The sequence below is a fragment of the Streptomyces deccanensis genome, assembly GCF_022385335.1.
Taxonomy (GTDB): domain Bacteria; phylum Actinomycetota; class Actinomycetes; order Streptomycetales; family Streptomycetaceae; genus Streptomyces; species Streptomyces deccanensis.
Genome location: NZ_CP092431.1, coordinates 1,075,060 through 1,089,782, shown reverse-complemented (window position 1 = coordinate 1,089,782; position 14,723 = coordinate 1,075,060). Strand labels below are relative to the sequence as shown.

General features: G+C 73.6%; 12 protein-coding genes. 7 read left to right on the top strand and 5 right to left on the bottom strand.

Annotated elements, in window-relative coordinates; translation table 11 throughout:
• The first annotated feature begins 353 nt into the window (after nucleotides 1-353).
• Nucleotides 354-1,331 carry an SMP-30/gluconolactonase/LRE family protein gene (locus L3078_RS04985; protein ID WP_239751133.1) on the top strand — a complete coding sequence of 326 codons (978 nt, stop codon included), beginning with the start codon at nucleotides 354-356 and terminating at the stop codon, nucleotides 1,329-1,331.
• A 312-nt stretch (nucleotides 1,332-1,643) separates the two neighbouring features.
• Here the strand turns inward: L3078_RS04985 and L3078_RS04980 are convergent, their stop codons facing one another.
• Nucleotides 1,644-3,938 (bottom strand): heavy metal translocating P-type ATPase, encoded by a 2,295-nt coding sequence (locus L3078_RS04980; protein WP_239751131.1) that lies wholly within the window; start codon nucleotides 3,936-3,938, stop codon nucleotides 1,644-1,646.
• 180 nt (nucleotides 3,939-4,118) lie between these two features.
• Here L3078_RS04980 and L3078_RS04975 point away from each other — a divergent pair, with 180 nt between their 5' ends.
• Nucleotides 4,119-5,087: a hypothetical protein gene (locus L3078_RS04975; protein ID WP_239751130.1), complete on the top strand. Its 969-nt coding sequence runs from the start codon at nucleotides 4,119-4,121 to the stop codon at nucleotides 5,085-5,087.
• Between the two features lie 16 nt (nucleotides 5,088-5,103).
• On the opposite strand, the gene L3078_RS04970 is transcribed toward L3078_RS04975, so the two are convergent.
• Together L3078_RS04970 and L3078_RS04965 are read right to left on the bottom strand one after the other, a co-directional pair.
• Entirely contained in the window at nucleotides 5,104-6,603 is a 1,500-nt protein-coding gene (locus tag L3078_RS04970; protein WP_239751128.1) for an amidase, read from the bottom strand.
• A complete protein-coding gene (locus L3078_RS04965) occupies nucleotides 6,600-7,931 on the bottom strand; it encodes an Nramp family divalent metal transporter (RefSeq protein WP_239760211.1) in 1,332 nt (443 codons plus the stop codon). Before L3078_RS04965 ends, L3078_RS04970 begins: the two co-directional genes overlap by 4 nt.
• Nucleotides 7,932-8,124: 193 nt before the next feature.
• Between L3078_RS04965 and L3078_RS04960 the strand changes: the two genes are divergently transcribed.
• Nucleotides 8,125-9,129 (top strand): Lrp/AsnC family transcriptional regulator, encoded by a 1,005-nt coding sequence (locus L3078_RS04960; RefSeq protein ID WP_239751126.1) that lies wholly within the window; start codon nucleotides 8,125-8,127, stop codon nucleotides 9,127-9,129.
• Nucleotides 9,130-9,162: 33 nt separating this feature from the next.
• Here L3078_RS04960 and L3078_RS04955 read toward each other — a convergent pair whose 3' ends face one another.
• Nucleotides 9,163-9,942 carry a DeoR/GlpR family DNA-binding transcription regulator gene (locus L3078_RS04955; protein ID WP_239751124.1) on the bottom strand — a complete coding sequence of 260 codons (780 nt, stop codon included), beginning with the start codon at nucleotides 9,940-9,942 and terminating at the stop codon, nucleotides 9,163-9,165.
• A gap of 89 nt (nucleotides 9,943-10,031) precedes the next feature.
• Between L3078_RS04955 and L3078_RS04950 the strand changes: the two genes are divergently transcribed.
• The 3 genes from L3078_RS04950 (at nucleotide 10,032) to L3078_RS04940 (ending at nucleotide 12,756) form a co-directional block, all read left to right on the top strand.
• Nucleotides 10,032-10,922 (top strand): SIS domain-containing protein, encoded by an 891-nt coding sequence (locus L3078_RS04950; RefSeq protein ID WP_239751123.1) that lies wholly within the window; start codon nucleotides 10,032-10,034, stop codon nucleotides 10,920-10,922.
• A 40-nt stretch (nucleotides 10,923-10,962) separates the two neighbouring features.
• Nucleotides 10,963-11,835, top strand: a complete 873-nt coding sequence (locus L3078_RS04945) for a class II fructose-bisphosphate aldolase (RefSeq protein WP_239751120.1) — start codon at nucleotides 10,963-10,965, stop codon at nucleotides 11,833-11,835.
• Between the two features lie 123 nt (nucleotides 11,836-11,958).
• A complete protein-coding gene (locus L3078_RS04940) occupies nucleotides 11,959-12,756 on the top strand; it encodes an AraC family transcriptional regulator (protein WP_239751119.1) in 798 nt (265 codons plus the stop codon).
• Here L3078_RS04940 and L3078_RS04935 read toward each other — a convergent pair.
• Nucleotides 12,743-13,924, bottom strand: coding sequence for a methyltransferase (locus L3078_RS04935; protein WP_239751118.1), 1,182 nt, complete (start codon nucleotides 13,922-13,924; stop codon nucleotides 12,743-12,745). The two genes, L3078_RS04940 and L3078_RS04935, sit on opposite strands and share 14 nt — an antisense overlap.
• A gap of 104 nt (nucleotides 13,925-14,028) precedes the next feature.
• Here L3078_RS04935 and L3078_RS04930 point away from each other — a divergent pair, with 104 nt between their 5' ends.
• Complete coding sequence (locus tag L3078_RS04930) at nucleotides 14,029-14,685, top strand: alpha-ketoglutarate-dependent dioxygenase AlkB family protein (protein ID WP_239751116.1); 657 nt, start codon at nucleotides 14,029-14,031, stop codon at nucleotides 14,683-14,685.
• Nucleotides 14,686-14,723: the final 38 nt, after the last annotated feature.

Here is a 14,723-nt window from a genome sequence, read left to right as displayed (position 1 = left end):
GGCCGGGGGGTGAGGCGGGGCAGGAACGGGCCAGAGGGCGCCGGTGCCGATGCGCGGCTGATCACTCGGCGGTACGGGGGCTGCGCCGCACCACCCTCGTGTCGCCCGGCGGCACAGGGGCTGCTGCCGCGCGACCCCCGCCGTCTGCCCTTCCGTACGCGTCTGCCACCCGAGACCCCTCGCCATGGGTGTGACCCGACCCGGTCGGGCTCCAGCGAGGGCCCGACCGGCCCCATGCCGTGCGCCGTGTGGGCGAACGCCCGGCCGTGACTCCCGCTTCCGTCGACGGACGCGCCGTCATGGTCGTGAGGCGCCGCCACCGAGGCGTCCAGGCCCCGCCCGAGGAGAGACCGATGCCCCGTCTTCGCCCGTTGCCCGTCGTCGCGGCGGTCACCGCCGCCGTCGCCCTGCTCGCCGCGGCACCCCCGCCGGACGGGGAGCCGATCGTCTCCCGTCCGCGTGTCGTCGCCCACTTCGACATCACCCGGGGCCAGACACCCGAGAACATCGCCCTCGAACCCGACGGCTCCGCCGACCTGACCTTCTCGGCCGCCCGTCAGGTCGCCCACGTCACCAAGCAGGGGCACACCCGTGTCCTCGCCACGCTGCCCGCCGAGCCGAACCCGCGGACGCCCCTGGTCGGCGACGACGTCGTCCTCGGCATCGCCCGCGCCCACGACGGCACGCTCTACGTCACCTACGCCACCGGCACCCGCAAGACGGGCGTCTGGCGTGTCACCCCCGGTGGGACGCCCCGGCAGATCGCCCAGCTGCCGCCGAACGGGCTGCCCAACGCCCTCGGCCTCGACGAGCGCCGAGGCGTGCTCTACGTCGCCGACTCGGTGCTGGGCACCGTCTGGCGCGTCCCGCAGCGGGGCGGCACGCCCACGGCCTGGGCCACGGGCGCCGCCCTCCGGCCCCTGCCCGCCTCGGAGGGCGGCTTCGGTGTCGGCGCGAACGGACTCAAGGTCCACGACGGCGCCGTATGGGTCTCCAACACCGACCGGCGGACCCTGCTGCGCGTCCCCGTCCGCCGGGACGGCTCGGCGGGCAGGCCCGAGACCAGGGCGACGGGGCTCGCCGGGGTCGACGACTTCGCCTTCACCGGGCACGGCGACACCGTTCTCGCCGCCCTGATCCTGAGTAACGAGGTCGCCCTCGTCCGCCCGGACGGCACCCACACCGTCGTCCTCAGCCAGGACGACGGACTCTCCAACCCCACCTCCGTGGCCGTGCGCCACCGGACGGTCTACGTCCCGAGCGGCGCCTTCTTCACCCTGCGGGACCCGAACCTGCTGCTCGCCCGCCTCGACGATCGTCACGCTCGGTGATCGCTCGCGTCGAATTCGATCAACGTTCCTGACGGCTTTCCGCCGACCGTAGTCCGGAATTCGCCAAGAGCGCCGGGTATTCAAAGGTGATCTCCCGAGCGCGGTCTCTGTGATTTACGGCACAGTTCCGGGATTTCCGCCCCGGATGAAGCGGAACCAGCAATTCGTCGGTGATTTCGCCGAACGGATCGCGGGCGTCGGGCGAATCGCTCCGCGACCCCGCCGGGCACGGCCTCGGTGAATTGACGAAGGTCGCGAATTCACCGAGGCCGGGAGGCCGGCCGGAACGGCCCCCGGCCCCGGTCGGCTGATTCAGCCGGCCGACCGGAACGTCCGCAGACGCAAGGAGTTGCCGACGACGAAGACCGACGAGAAGGCCATGGCCGCCCCCGCGATCATCGGGTTGAGGAGACCGGCCGCCGCGAGCGGCAGGGCGGCCACGTTGTAGGCGAAGGCCCAGAACAGGTTGGACCGGATGGTGCCGAGGGTCCGGCGGGCGAGGCGGATGGCGTCGGCCGCCGCGCGCAGGTCGCCCCGGACGAGGGTCAGATCGCTCGCCTCGATCGCGGCGTCCGTGCCCGTGCCCATCGCCAGCCCCAGGTCGGCCTGCGCGAGGGCGGCCGCGTCGTTGACGCCGTCCCCGACCATCGCGACCGAACGGCCCTCGCCCTGAAGGCGCTCGACGACCGCGACCTTGTCCTGCGGCAGCACCTCCGCGATCACGTCCCCCGGCGCGATCCCGACCTCGCGGGCGACGGACTCCGCCACGGCCCGGTTGTCCCCGGTCAGCAGGATCGGGGTGAGGCCGAGCGCGCGCAGCCGCGCGATCGCCTCGGCGCTGGTCTCCTTCACCGCGTCGGCGACTTCGAGGACCGCGCGGACCTCGCCGTCCCAGGCGACCACGACGGCCGTGCGGCCGGAGGTCTCGGCCCGTTCCATCGCCCGCCGCAGGTCCGTCGGCGGTTCCATGGCCCAGTCGGCGAGGAGCCGTGCGCGGCCGACGAGGACCGCGTGACCGTCGACGACACCCTGGACCCCGAGGCCGGGCACGTTCGCGAAGTCCTCCGGCGTGGGCAGCGAGCCGAGCCGGGCCAGGGCGCCCTCGGCGACGGCACGGGCGACCGGGTGCTCGGAGGCGTGCTCCACCGCGCCCGCCAGGCGCAGCACGTCGGCCTCGACGGTGCCGTCGGCGGGGTGCACGGCCAGCAGGGTCATCCGGCCGGTGGTGACGGTGCCGGTCTTGTCGAGGACGACGGTGTCGACCCCGCGCGTGGACTCCAGCACCTCCGGGCCCTTGATCAGGATGCCCAGCTGGGCGCCGCGCCCGGTGCCGACCAGCAGCGCGGTCGGCGTGGCGAGCCCCAGGGCGCAGGGGCAGGCGATGATCAGTACGGCGACGGCGGCGGTGAACGCGGCCGTGAGCCCGGCGCCGTTGCCGAGCCAGAAGCCGAGGGTGCCCAGGGCGAGGGCGATCACGATCGGCACGAACACGGCGGAGATACGGTCCGCGAGCCGCTGGGCCGAGGCCTTCCCGTTCTGCGCGTCCTCCACCAGTCGCGCCATCCGGGCCAGTTGCGTGTCGGCGCCGATCCTGGTGGCCTCGACCACCAGACGCCCGCCCGCGTTCACGGTGGCACCGGTGACCGTGTCGCCGACCGCGACCTCCACGGGCACGGACTCGCCGGTCAGCATGGACGCGTCCACGGCGGAGGAGCCCTCCACGACGGTCCCGTCGGTGGCGATCTTCTCGCCCGGGCGCACCAGGAAGCGGTCGCCGACCCGCAACTCGCCGACGGGAACCGTGCGTTCGCCGCCCTCACGGCTGAGCACGGTGACGTCCTTCGCGCCCAGCTCCAGCAGCGCCCGCAGGGCCGCGCCCGCCTTCCGCTTGGAGCGGGCCTCGAAGTAGCGCCCGGCGAGGATGAAGGCGGTCACCCCGGCCGCCGCCTCCAGATAGATCGAGCCGGCGCCGTCGCCCCGGACGATGGTCAGCTCGAAGGGGTGCGTCATGCCCGGTGTGCCCGCCGTGCCGAGGAACAGCGCCCACAGCGACCAGCCGAAGGCGGCCAGGGTGCCGATGGAGATGAGCGTGTCCATGGTGGCGGCCCCGTGCCGGGCGTTCGTCCAGGCGGCGCGGTGGAAGGGCCACCCCGCGTACGTCACCACGGGCGCCGCCAGCGTCAGGGACAGCCACTGCCAGTACTCGAACTGCAGTGCCGGGATCATGGCCATCGCGATGACGGGCACAGCCAGGACCACGGCGGTGGTCAGGCGCTGCCGGAGCGGCCGCAGCTCGTCGTCCGCCGAGTCGCCTCCGCCGTCCTTGCCGTCCTTGCCGTCCGTGCCGTCGAACTCGGTCCGGGCGGGTGGTGCGGGCTCGCGTGCCGTGTAGCCGGTCGCCTCCACGGTGGCGATCAGGTCCCGTACCGAGACCTCGTCGGTGTAGCTGACCTTGGCCTTCTCGGTGGCGTAGTTGACCGTCGCGGTGACGCCCTCCATGCGGTTCAGCTTCTTCTCGACGCGGGCGGCGCAGGAGGCGCAGGTCATACCGCCGATGGCGAGCTCCACCTCCGCGGCGGTTCCGGTCCCGGTCCTGGTGACGGTCATGGCTGCTCCCTCGTACGGCGTGGGCGGCGATCTTCATGGATACGGGGCGGGGGTATCCTTGCGGTTCGCCTCCTGTATACCCCTCAGGGGTATCCTAGGCAAGTCGTCCCAGCGCTTGACTCCATACCCCCTGGGGGTATGGTGAGCTGTGTGGAGACCCGGACCTCGAAGGAGACGGCCATGAACACCGGACTGAGGATCACCGCCTACGCCGCCGCGCTGGCCGCGACGTTCGGCGCCGCCTACGGCGTGGGCAAGGGCGTCGAACCCGTCGTGACGGACACCGCGAAGAGCGAGCCCGCGCGCCACGACGGCCACACCGAGGAGTCACCGGACCAGTCACCGGACCCCGGAGAGGGCGCGGGCGCACACGCGTCCGCCCCGGCCGGCGGACTGCAGATCTCCGAGGGCGGCTACACCCTCGACCTGCGCACCCCGAGCGTCACCGCCGGGGACCGCGCCGAGCTGCGCTTCGTCATCCGGGACGCCGAGGGACGCGCCGTCACCGCGTACCAGCGCGAGCACGACAAGGAACTCCACCTCATCGTCGCCTCACGCGACCTGGTCACCTACCGCCATCTGCACCCCACCCGAGCCGCCGACGGCACCTGGAGCACCCCCGTCGACCTGCCCGAGGCCGGCGGCTACCGCGTCTTCGCCGACTTCACCCCGGCCGGCGAGGACGCCGAGAACCTCACCCTCGGCGCCGACCTCGGGGCCTCGGGGACGTACAAGCCGAACAAGCTGCCGGCACCGCGTGACACCGCCGAGGTCAACGGCTACGACGTCGAACTGGACGGCGGTCTGCGTCCGGGCGCCGCGAGCGAACTGAAGCTGAAGGTCTCCCGCGACGGCCGGCCCGTCACCGACCTCCAGCCCTACCTCGGCGCGTACGGCCACCTGGTCGCCCTGCGCTCCGGCGACCTCGCCTACCTGCACGTCCACCCGAACGGCGAGCCCGGCGACGGCACCACCGAGCCCGGCCCGGACATCTCCTTCACGGCCACCGCCCCCAGCGCCGGCTCCTACCGGCTCTTCCTGGACTTCAAGCACGAGGGCAAGGTCCACACGGCGGCGTTCACGGTCGACGCAGGGGAAACGGCCGCATCGAACCCGGTGGAGGAACCCCCGGCCGACCACACGCACTGACGGGGCGGCCCGGCACTCAGCCGGCGGCCGACACCACCGGAGGCCGCCGCTCCCCGACCCGCGTCGCCCGCTCGAAGGCGTACCCGGCCTTCAGGACCGACCAGTCCCGCCGGTGCGGGCCCACGATCTGCAGCCCGACCGGCAGACCCCCCGGAGTGAACCCGGCCGGCACGGACAGGGCCGGGCAGCCCGTGACGGAGATCAGATACGCCGAGCGCATCCAGTCGAGATAGGTCTCCATCGGGGTGCCGTCCACGACCGTCGGGTACGCCAGCCCGATGTCGAAGGGCGCGACCTGACTGACCGGCAGCAACAGCAGGTCGTACCGCTCGAAGAACTCGCGCACCCGGTGGTAGAGCGCGCCGTGCAGCGCCTGGGCCCGCCCGAGGTCGGGGCCGCCGAGCCTGCGGCCCTCCTCGATGTTCCAGACCACGTCCGGGGCGAGCCGGTCGCGGTGCTCGTCCAGCAGCGCCCCGTAGGAGAGCTCCACCTGCCAGGCCCGCTGGGCGAGGAACACCTCGTCCGCGCCGCGCAGGTCCGGGCAGGCCTCCTCGACCTCGCAGCCCAGCGCGGCGAACACCTCCGGCGCCGGCCGCAGCGCCTCCCGCACCTCCGGGTCGACGGGCACGGCCCCACCGAGATCGGGCGAGAAGGCGACCCGCAACCCCCGCACATCACCGTCGAGTTGCCAGGCGAAGGTGGCACCGGGCGTCTGGAGGGAGCGGGGATCGCGGGGATCCGGGCCCGCCAGCACCGACAGGGTCAGCGCGACGTCCGCCACGGTCCGCGCCATCGGCCCCTTCACCGACAGCTGTCCCCAGGGCGCCCGCTCGGGCCAGGACGGCACCCGGCCCGGCGACGGGCGCAGCCCGACGACGTTGTTGAAGGAGGCCGGGTTGCGCAGCGAGCCGCCGGTGTCGCTGCCGTCCGCGATGGGCTGCATCCCGCACGCCAGGGCCGCCCCCGCCCCGCCACTGCTGCCGCCCGCGCTGCGGGAGAGGTCGTACGGGTTGCGGGTGGCCCCGAAGACGGGGTTGACGGTGTGCGAACCCAGGCCCAGTTCGGGGACGTTGGTCTTCCCGAGCGTGATCGCGCCCGCCTTCCGCAGCCGCTCGACGACCAGATGATCCTGGTCGGGCACCCGCTCGGCGAAGATCGGTGAACCGGACGTCGTCCGGATGCCCGCCGTGTCGTGCAGGTCCTTGTGCGCGACGGGCAGCCCGTGCAGTGGACCGACCGGCTCACCGGCCGCCATCCGGTCGTCCGCCTCGGACGCCTGCTCCAGCGCCCGGTCGGCCACCAGCGTCACGATCGCGTTCACCGCGGGATCGACCCGCTCGATCCGCTCCAGATGGGCCGTCACCACCTCCCGCGCCGAGATCTCGCGCCGGGCCAGCGCCACGGCGAGCTCGTACGCGGTCCGGAAGCACAGGTCCTCCGACGGCTCCGCGTCGCCCGTCGGGTTCACGGGGTACTTGTCGGAATGGTCGACGAGATGACGCACGAGGTGGTTCACGCCCCTCCCAGGGACTCCTTGAGCTGGACGACCGCGAGCACTCCGAAGAGCACGAACGAGCCGCCCAGCAGCGTGTTCGACATGGTCCGGTTGCGCAGCGCCGGCTCCACGCCCCGGCGGTTGAGCAGCACCAGCAGCGCGCCGGAGAGCAACGGCAGGATCAGCGAGCCGACGGCGGCGTAGGTGAGCACCAGGGACACCGGCCGGCCCAGGAAGATGACGGCGACCGAGGTGACGGCGCAGTAGAGGAGGAACAGCCGGAACGGGCGCCCGTGCTGCGCGATGTGCGGCTCCGCCTCGGCGTCCGGGACGCCTCGCAGCGTCCGCAGCGAGTCGGCCAGCAGGTAGCACAGACCGTTGAAGCCACCGACCAGCGCGCTCAGCGTCACCAGGAAGAACGTGCCCAGGAACAGCACGCGGGCCACGGACCCCAGATCGGCGCCGAGCGGATCGGCGAGCGCGGCCAGCCCCTCGCCGCCCGTGATGCTGCCGCCCGTGCCGTACAGCAGGCCCGTGCCCACCACCGTCGTACAGAGCACGAACAGCAGCGTGACGCCGTAGCTCACCGCCGAGTCCGTCCGCATCAGCCGCAGCCGGCTCCCGTCCGCCCAGCCCTTCTCCCGCATCCAGTAGCTGTACGAGGCGATCCCGGCCGTCCCGCCCACGCCGCCGATGAGCGCCAGCACCGTCACCACGTCACCCGCCGGCAGCCTCGGGCGCAGGGTGCCGAGCAGAGCGGGCACATCGTCGGCGGTGGCGAGCGTGGCCACCGCCAGGACGGCCATGCCGAGGAACTTGGCGAGCAGGAAGACGCTCATCACCCGCTCGAACACCGCGTACCGCCCGAGGTACACGATCGCCGCCGCCGTGAGCGCGACGGCGACGGCCACGGGCCTGACGGGCAGTACGGGGAACAGCGTGGACAGCGCCAGGGACGCCACCGAGCCGAGCGCCGCCCCGTACAGCAGCCCGATGACCAGTACGAAGAGCAGGAACGCCGCCGGGAGCCAGCGGGCGGCCGACCGCAGGCCGGCGATCACCGTCTGCCCGGTGGCCAGGTACAGCCGGCCCACCGCCTCGGTCAGCGCGTACTTCAGGACGACACCGATGACGATGGCCCACATCAGCGCCATGCCGTACCCGGCCGCGCCCGCGAGCGACGTCACCATGTCCCCGGCACCCACACTGGCGGCCGCCAGCACCAGCCCGGGACCCAGCAGAGCCGGGCGGACCCGCCGGGCGCGCGGCGGGCGGAGCGGCACCGGCGGGGTGGCCTCGGCCGCCGGGGAGCGCGGGGGACTGCCGGGAGTCGCGGTCACGTCGACCATCTCCGTAGATCGGGGAGTCACGGGAGTCATGGGCGCGCGCTGCGCGTGCGGGCCTCGGGGGACGGGGCGCGGTCCGCACGGCGGGGAGACCGTGCGGAACCGGGCGATTCACTTCACGGCAGGCTGGGTCACGGCGACGGAAGGGAACAAGAAGCCCTGCGGAGTTGACGGAATCCGCCATACTCTGGGGCCGATGGACGCACCGCGGACCGGCCCCGTGACGGATTCACTGGACCGGCGCATCATCAGCGCGCTGCAGATCGACGGCCGGGCCGCCTGGCACCGCATCGCGGCGGCCCTCGGCGAGCCCGAACGCACCGTCGTCCGCCGCGGCACCCGCCTCCTGGAGTCGGGCCTCGTGCGGATCGGGGCGATGGCGATGCGCGGCCGCAGTGTGGTCGTCGGCGTCCGCTGCTCCCCCGGCCGGGCCCGCATCACCGCCACCGCGCTGGCCCGCAGGCCCGACTGCGTCTTCGCCCACGTCCTCACCGGAACCCCGGACTGCCTCGCGGAACTGCGGTGGCCCCGCGAACGGCTCGCGGGACTGGTGCTCGACGAACTCGCCGGTCTGCCGGGCGTGGAGGAGACCCGCACCCTGCCCGTGCTGCGCCACGTCCGCACCATCCGCGAGTGGCACGCGGGCCTCCTCACCGAGGCCGAGATCACCGCCCTGAAGGGCTCCGACCACGCCGACGCCGCGTCGACCCCGGTCACCGATCCGCTGCCGGCCGGCGAGACACCCACCGAACTCTCCCGCGCCGACCGCCTGTTGCTGCACGCCCTCGCCGACGACGGGCGCCGCACCTACGACGAACTCGCGCGCGTCTCGGGCGTGTCGGAGGCCACCGCGAGACGACGCCTCGGCGCATTACGGCGCGAGGGCAAGGTCCGCATCCGCGCCGTCATCGAACCCGCCGTGCTCGGACTGCCCGTCGAGGCCGTCCTCTGGGTCCGCACACCCCCGGCCCGCGTCGACACCGTGACGGCGGCCCTCGCCGACTCCGCCCACGTCCGCTACGCCAGCTTCGTCACCGGCGCACGCCAACTCCTCGCCCTCACCGCGTTCCCCGACGAGACCGCCCTCCACGCCTTCGTCACCCGCTCCCCGTGGCTGACCGACGTGGCGGCGATCGACGTCTCCCTCGTCCTCACCACCCTCAAGCGCGGCGGCATGCCGGCCCCCTGGCTCCAGGACTGACCCCGGTGCCGGGCCGCCCGGGCGCGGCGGTCCTCACACGACGAGGACCCGCACCCCGGCCTCCTCGAACCGCCGTACCGTCGCGGGCTCGGCGGCCGCGTCCGTGACCAGCGTGTCCACCGCCTCCGTCGCGCAGATCCAGGCGAAGGCCCGCCGCCCCAGCTTGCTGGAGTCGGCCGCGACGACGACCCGCTCGGCACGCTCGCACAGCAGCCGGTTGACGGCGGCCTCCGCCTCGTCGTGCGCGGCGGCGCCATGGGCCACATCGAGCGCGACGACACCGAGCACGGCCACGTCCAGGGTGATCCGGTCCAGCACCCCGTCGGCGAGCGGACCGACCAACTCGTACGACTGGGCACGGGCCACCCCACCCGTCACCACGATCTTGAACTGGGGGCGCACCGCCAGCTCGCTCGCGATGTTCAGCGCGTTCGTGACGACCGTCAGCGCGGGCGTGCCGGAGGCCAGATCCTCCCGCACGGCCAGCGCCCGGGCCACCTCCGTGGTCGTGGTGCCACCGGTCAGACCCACCGCCTCGCCGGGCGCGACGAGATCCGCCACCGCCTTCGCGACACGCTGCTTCTCGGTCGCGTGCCGGGCCGTCTTGTAGCGCAGCGGCAACTCGTACGAGACGCCGTGCACGACCGCCCCGCCCCGGGTGCGGACGAGCATCTGCTGTTCCGCGAGCCCGTCGAGGTCGCGCCGGATCGTCGCGGCGGACACCCCCAGCTCGGCGGCCGCCTCCTCGACGTCCAGGCGCCCCCGTTCGACGAGCAGGGCGAGCAGTGTCTGCCAGCGTTCGTCGCGGGACATCCGTCTCCTCGTGCTTGAAGATGCGCGAAAGATGACTCTATCGTGCAGAAATAAGCATGAGCCCTGCGTCTCCCGGGGAGGGTTCCCGCATGACCCATGTCGAGGACGAGCTGAACAGCCAGCCCGAGTGCTGGGCCCGTGTCGCCGCCGCCCTGCCGGAACACGCCGGGGTCCTGCCGACGCCGGGGGAGCGGGTGGCGCTCGTCGGCTGCGGAACGTCGTACTTCATGGCGCAGGCCGCCGCCGGCCTGCGCGAGCGGGCCGGGCAGGGGGAGACCGACGCCTTCGCGGCCTCGGAGTTCCCCCACGGGCGGGCCTACGACCGCGTCGTCGCCCTCACCCGCTCCGGCACTACCACCGAGGTGCTCGAACTGCTGGGCGCACTGCGCGGCCGTACCCGGACGACGGCGATCACCGCCGACCCCGCCACCCCCGTCATGACGGCCGCGGACGACCTCGTCGTGCTGGACTTCGCCGACGAGAAGTCCGTCGTCCAGACCCGCTTCGCCACCACGGCCCTCACCCTCCTCCGCGCCCACCTCGGACTGCACACCGAGGCCGCCGTCACCGACGCGCGAGCCGCACTGGAGGCGCCGCTGCCGGAAGGGCTCGTCGGGAGCTCCCAGTTCACCTTCCTCGGCCGGGGCTGGACCGTGGGCCTCGCCCACGAGGCCGCCCTGAAGATGCGCGAGGCCGCCCTGGCCTGGAGCGAGGCCTATCCGGCGATGGAGTACCGGCACGGCCCGATCAGCGTCACCACCCGGGATACGGCGACCTGGATGCTCGGCGAGGCACCGGAAGGCCTGGCCGAGCAGGTGCGGGCGACCGGCGCGACCTGGGTGGACGGCGGGCTCGATCCGCTCGCCGAACTGGTCCGCGCCCAGCGGCTCGCCGTCGCCGTGGCCGCCGCCCGGGGCCTCGACCCCGACAGCCCGCGCCATCTGACGCGCTCGGTGATCCTCGACGCCGACGCCCGCTGAACCAGCCCGAGCCCCGACGACCGCTGAACCAGGAGGAGTCGTGCCCCTCACGACGACCGGTGCGCTGATCACCGAGGCCGCCGCCGCGCACTCCGCCGTGGCCGCGTTCAACGTCATCACCCTGGAACACGTCGAGGCGATCGTCGCGGGCGCCGAGTCCGTCGCCGCGCCCGTGGTCCTCCAGGTCAGCGAGAACGCCGTCGGGTTCCACGACGGGGACCTGCTGCCGCTGGCCCGCGCCGCCTCCGCCGCCGCCGAGCGGGCGGCCGTGCCCGTCGCGCTCCACCTCGACCACATCCGCGACGACGACCTGTTGCGCCGCGCGGCCGACGCCGGCTTCAGCTCCGTGATGTACGACGCCTCCCGTCTGCCCTACCTGGACAACCTCGCCGCGACCCACGCCGCCGTGCGGTGGGCGCACGGCCAAGGGCTCTGGATCGAGGCCGAGTTGGGGCAGGTCGGCGGCAAGAACGGCGCCGCGCCGCTCGACGCGCACGCTCCCGGTGCCCGTACCGACCCCGAGGAGGCGCGGGCGTTCGTCGCGGACTCGGGCGTGGACGCGCTCGCCGTCGCCATCGGCAGTTCGCACGCGATGACCACCCGCACGGCCGCCCTCGACCACGTCCTGCTGAAACGGCTCTCCGCCGCCCTGGACGTCCCGCTCGTCCTGCACGGCTCCTCCGGAGTCCCGGACGACGAACTGCGCGCGGCCGTGGTGGGCGGCATCGCCAAGGTCAACATCGGCACCGCGCTCAACATCGCCCTGACCGGCGCGGTCCGGGAGTACCTCGCCGCCCACCCCGAGGCGGTGGACCCGCGCACATATCTGGCGGCGGGCCGGACGGCGATGGCGCAGACGGTGGCCCAGCTGATCGGCGTCCTGCGGACGAAAGAGCCCCTTCCGCCCGCCTAGCCGGCCCGCACGCGTCCGCCTGTCCGGCCCGTACGCGTCCGTCCGGCGTGGGAATGTGACCGTCTTGCGAAGCACACCTCCCGGGAGCGGAGTGTGACGCCCGTCACTGATACGTTTCCGGTCATGCGGGAGACGGAGATCCACCTCGGTGAGCCGCCGGACGTCGCCCTCATCGGTGTCGGCGTGCACGGCGTCGCGAGCCGCACGGACGTGTTCCGGCTGCCGGAGCTGTGGCAGCTGCACCTCTACCAGTACGAGGCCGAACTGACCGTCGACGGCACCCCCCACACCCTCCGCCCCGGCCGGGTCAGCCTCGTCCCGCCCGGCACCACCGTCCGCTACCGCTACCGGGGCCGCTCCGAACACCTCTTCGCCCACTTGCGCATCACCCCCTCCGGAGCGCCCCGCACGGTTCCGGTCGTCCAGGACACCGGCCCCGAACTCCCCACGCTCACCGGCCTGTTGCTCAAGGCGGTGGCCGCCGCCCCCAGCGAGCCGGACCGCACCCGGGCCGAACTGTGGACCGCCCTGTGGCGCGTGGCCCGGCTGACCCCACCCGTCGCGGCCGCCCCCGGACCGCACCCGGCGGTCACCACCGCCATCGCCCACATCGAGGCCCATCTCGCCGCCCCCCTCACCATCCCCGAGGTGGCGCGCGTGGCCGGGGTCTCCCACAACCATCTGACCCGGCTGTTCCACGCCGAGACCGGCGGCACGGTCGTCGCCTACATCCGGCGCCGCAGGCTCGAACGCGCCCACCACCTGCTCCGCGCCACGACCCTCTCCATCCCCGCCGTGGCCGCGTCCGTCGGCATCCCCGACCTCCAGGCCTTCAACAAGGCCTGCCGCCGGGAACTGGGCGCCTCCCCGCGCGCCCTGCGCGGGGCCGGCTTCCCGGCGGGTGTCGCTAACTCCGCCTGACCGCCCTCAGCACCACGAACTTGGCGTCGCTCGCGACGAGTTCGCTGTTGCCGAAGATCCGCCGCAGCGTCACGTGATAGCCCAGATGACGGTTCCCGACCACCCAGAGCTCACCACCGGGCCGCAACGCCCGCCGCGCGCCGGTGAACATCCGGCGGGCCGTGGCGTCGGTCGTCGCCTGGTGGGAGTGGAACGGCGGGTTGTTCAGGACGAGATCGACACTCCCCGGCGCGAACCCCTCCAACCCGTCACCGACCCGGAACTCGGCCGTCCCGCGAACGGCTCCGCCGTCCTTCCCGCCGCCCGGCAGGTTCGCCCGGTACGTGGCCTCCGCCGAGGCCACCGCCTGGTACGACTCGTCGACGAACACCACCTCGGCGTCGGGATCGGCCAGCGCGACCGCCGTACCGACCACGCCGTTGCCGCACCCCAGGTCCACGACCCGCCCGCCGCGCGGGGCCTTCGGCAGCTGCCGGAGGAAGAACCGGGTGCCGATGTCGAGCCGGTCGGCACAGAACACGCCCGCGTGGTTGACGACGGTGCGTCCGGCCGACACACCGATGTCGTCCGGCAGCCGGTAGGTGTACGGCCAAGGGTCGTCCCCCCGCGCTTTGACGGTCGCCGCGTCCGGGGTGCAGAAGATCAGCCGTGCCTTCTGCCGGGCGAGCGAGGTGCGGGTCGGGCCGAGGATCCGCTCGAAGAGCCGCAGTGTCGAGGTGTGGATCTCCTTGACCATCCCGGTGCCGATCACGACCGTGCCCTCGTGCACGGCGGGCGCGAGCCGGTGCAGCTGGTCCTCCAGGAGCGCGAGGCTCTTGGGAACCCGTACCAGGAGCACGTCGACGCGGTCCGGGGGCGTGTCCCGGGTGGTGAGCAGCCGAACGGTGTCCGCCTCGACGCCGTTGCGTGCCAGGTTGGCCCGCGTCGCCTCCCGGCTCAGGTACGAGTCGGTGATCTGCGTCGGCCGGTGCGCGGCGAGCGCGGTGGTCAGCGCGCCCCAGCGGTCCCCGACGACCACGACCGTCCCGTCGAGCCGCGTCCCGCTCTCCGCGAGGTGGCGCAGCAGATACGCGTCGGACGCGTCCCAGGCGCGCAGCAGGTCACGGGGGTCCTCGGGAAAGCGGGCCAGGGCGTACTCGCCCTCGGGCGCGGTCATACGGTCGCTCATCGTGCGCCCAGGCTAACCGAGCCCGAAGCCGCTCCCGGCCGCCGAGCGGTCGTGCGGGACGAGGGCCCCGTGGATCGCGCGCGGTCGTGCGGGACGATGGGGTCATGGACGCCGAGCTGTTCCCCCGGGACCGGACGGAGATCGTGCCGGGCGCGGTCCATGTGCCGGACTGGCTGGACGCGGACCAGCAGCGACACCTCCTGGCCGCCTGTCGCGAGTGGGCCCGGCCGCCCGCCGGACTCCGCACGGTCCGCACCCCGGGCGGCGGCACGATGACGGCCCGGCAGGTCTGCCTCGGCCGCCACTGGTACCCGTACGCCTACGCCCGCACCGCCGTCGACGGCGACGGCGCGCCCGTGAAACCGTTCCCGGACTGGCTGGGGGAGCTGGGCCGGCGCGCGGTCGCGGACACTCTCGGCGCGGAGGCGGCGACCGCCGCGTACGACATCGCCCTCGTCAACTTCTACGACGGCGACGCGCGCATGGGGATGCACCGCGACGCCGACGAGAAGTCGGACGCGCCGGTGGTGTCGCTGAGCCTCGGCGACAGCTGTGTCTTCCGCTTCGGCAACACGCGGACCCGGACGCGCCCGTACACGGACGTGGAGCTGCGCAGCGGTGATCTCTTCGTCTTCGGCGGGCCCGCCCGCTCCGCCCACCACGGAGTGCCCCGGGTGCACCCGGGAACCGCGCCGCCCTGGCTGGGGCTGACCGGGCGGCTGAACATCACCCTGCGGGTCGGCGGCTTCGACGACGGCTGAGGCTGCTCACGCGGGGTCCGGCGTCGAGCGGATCATGG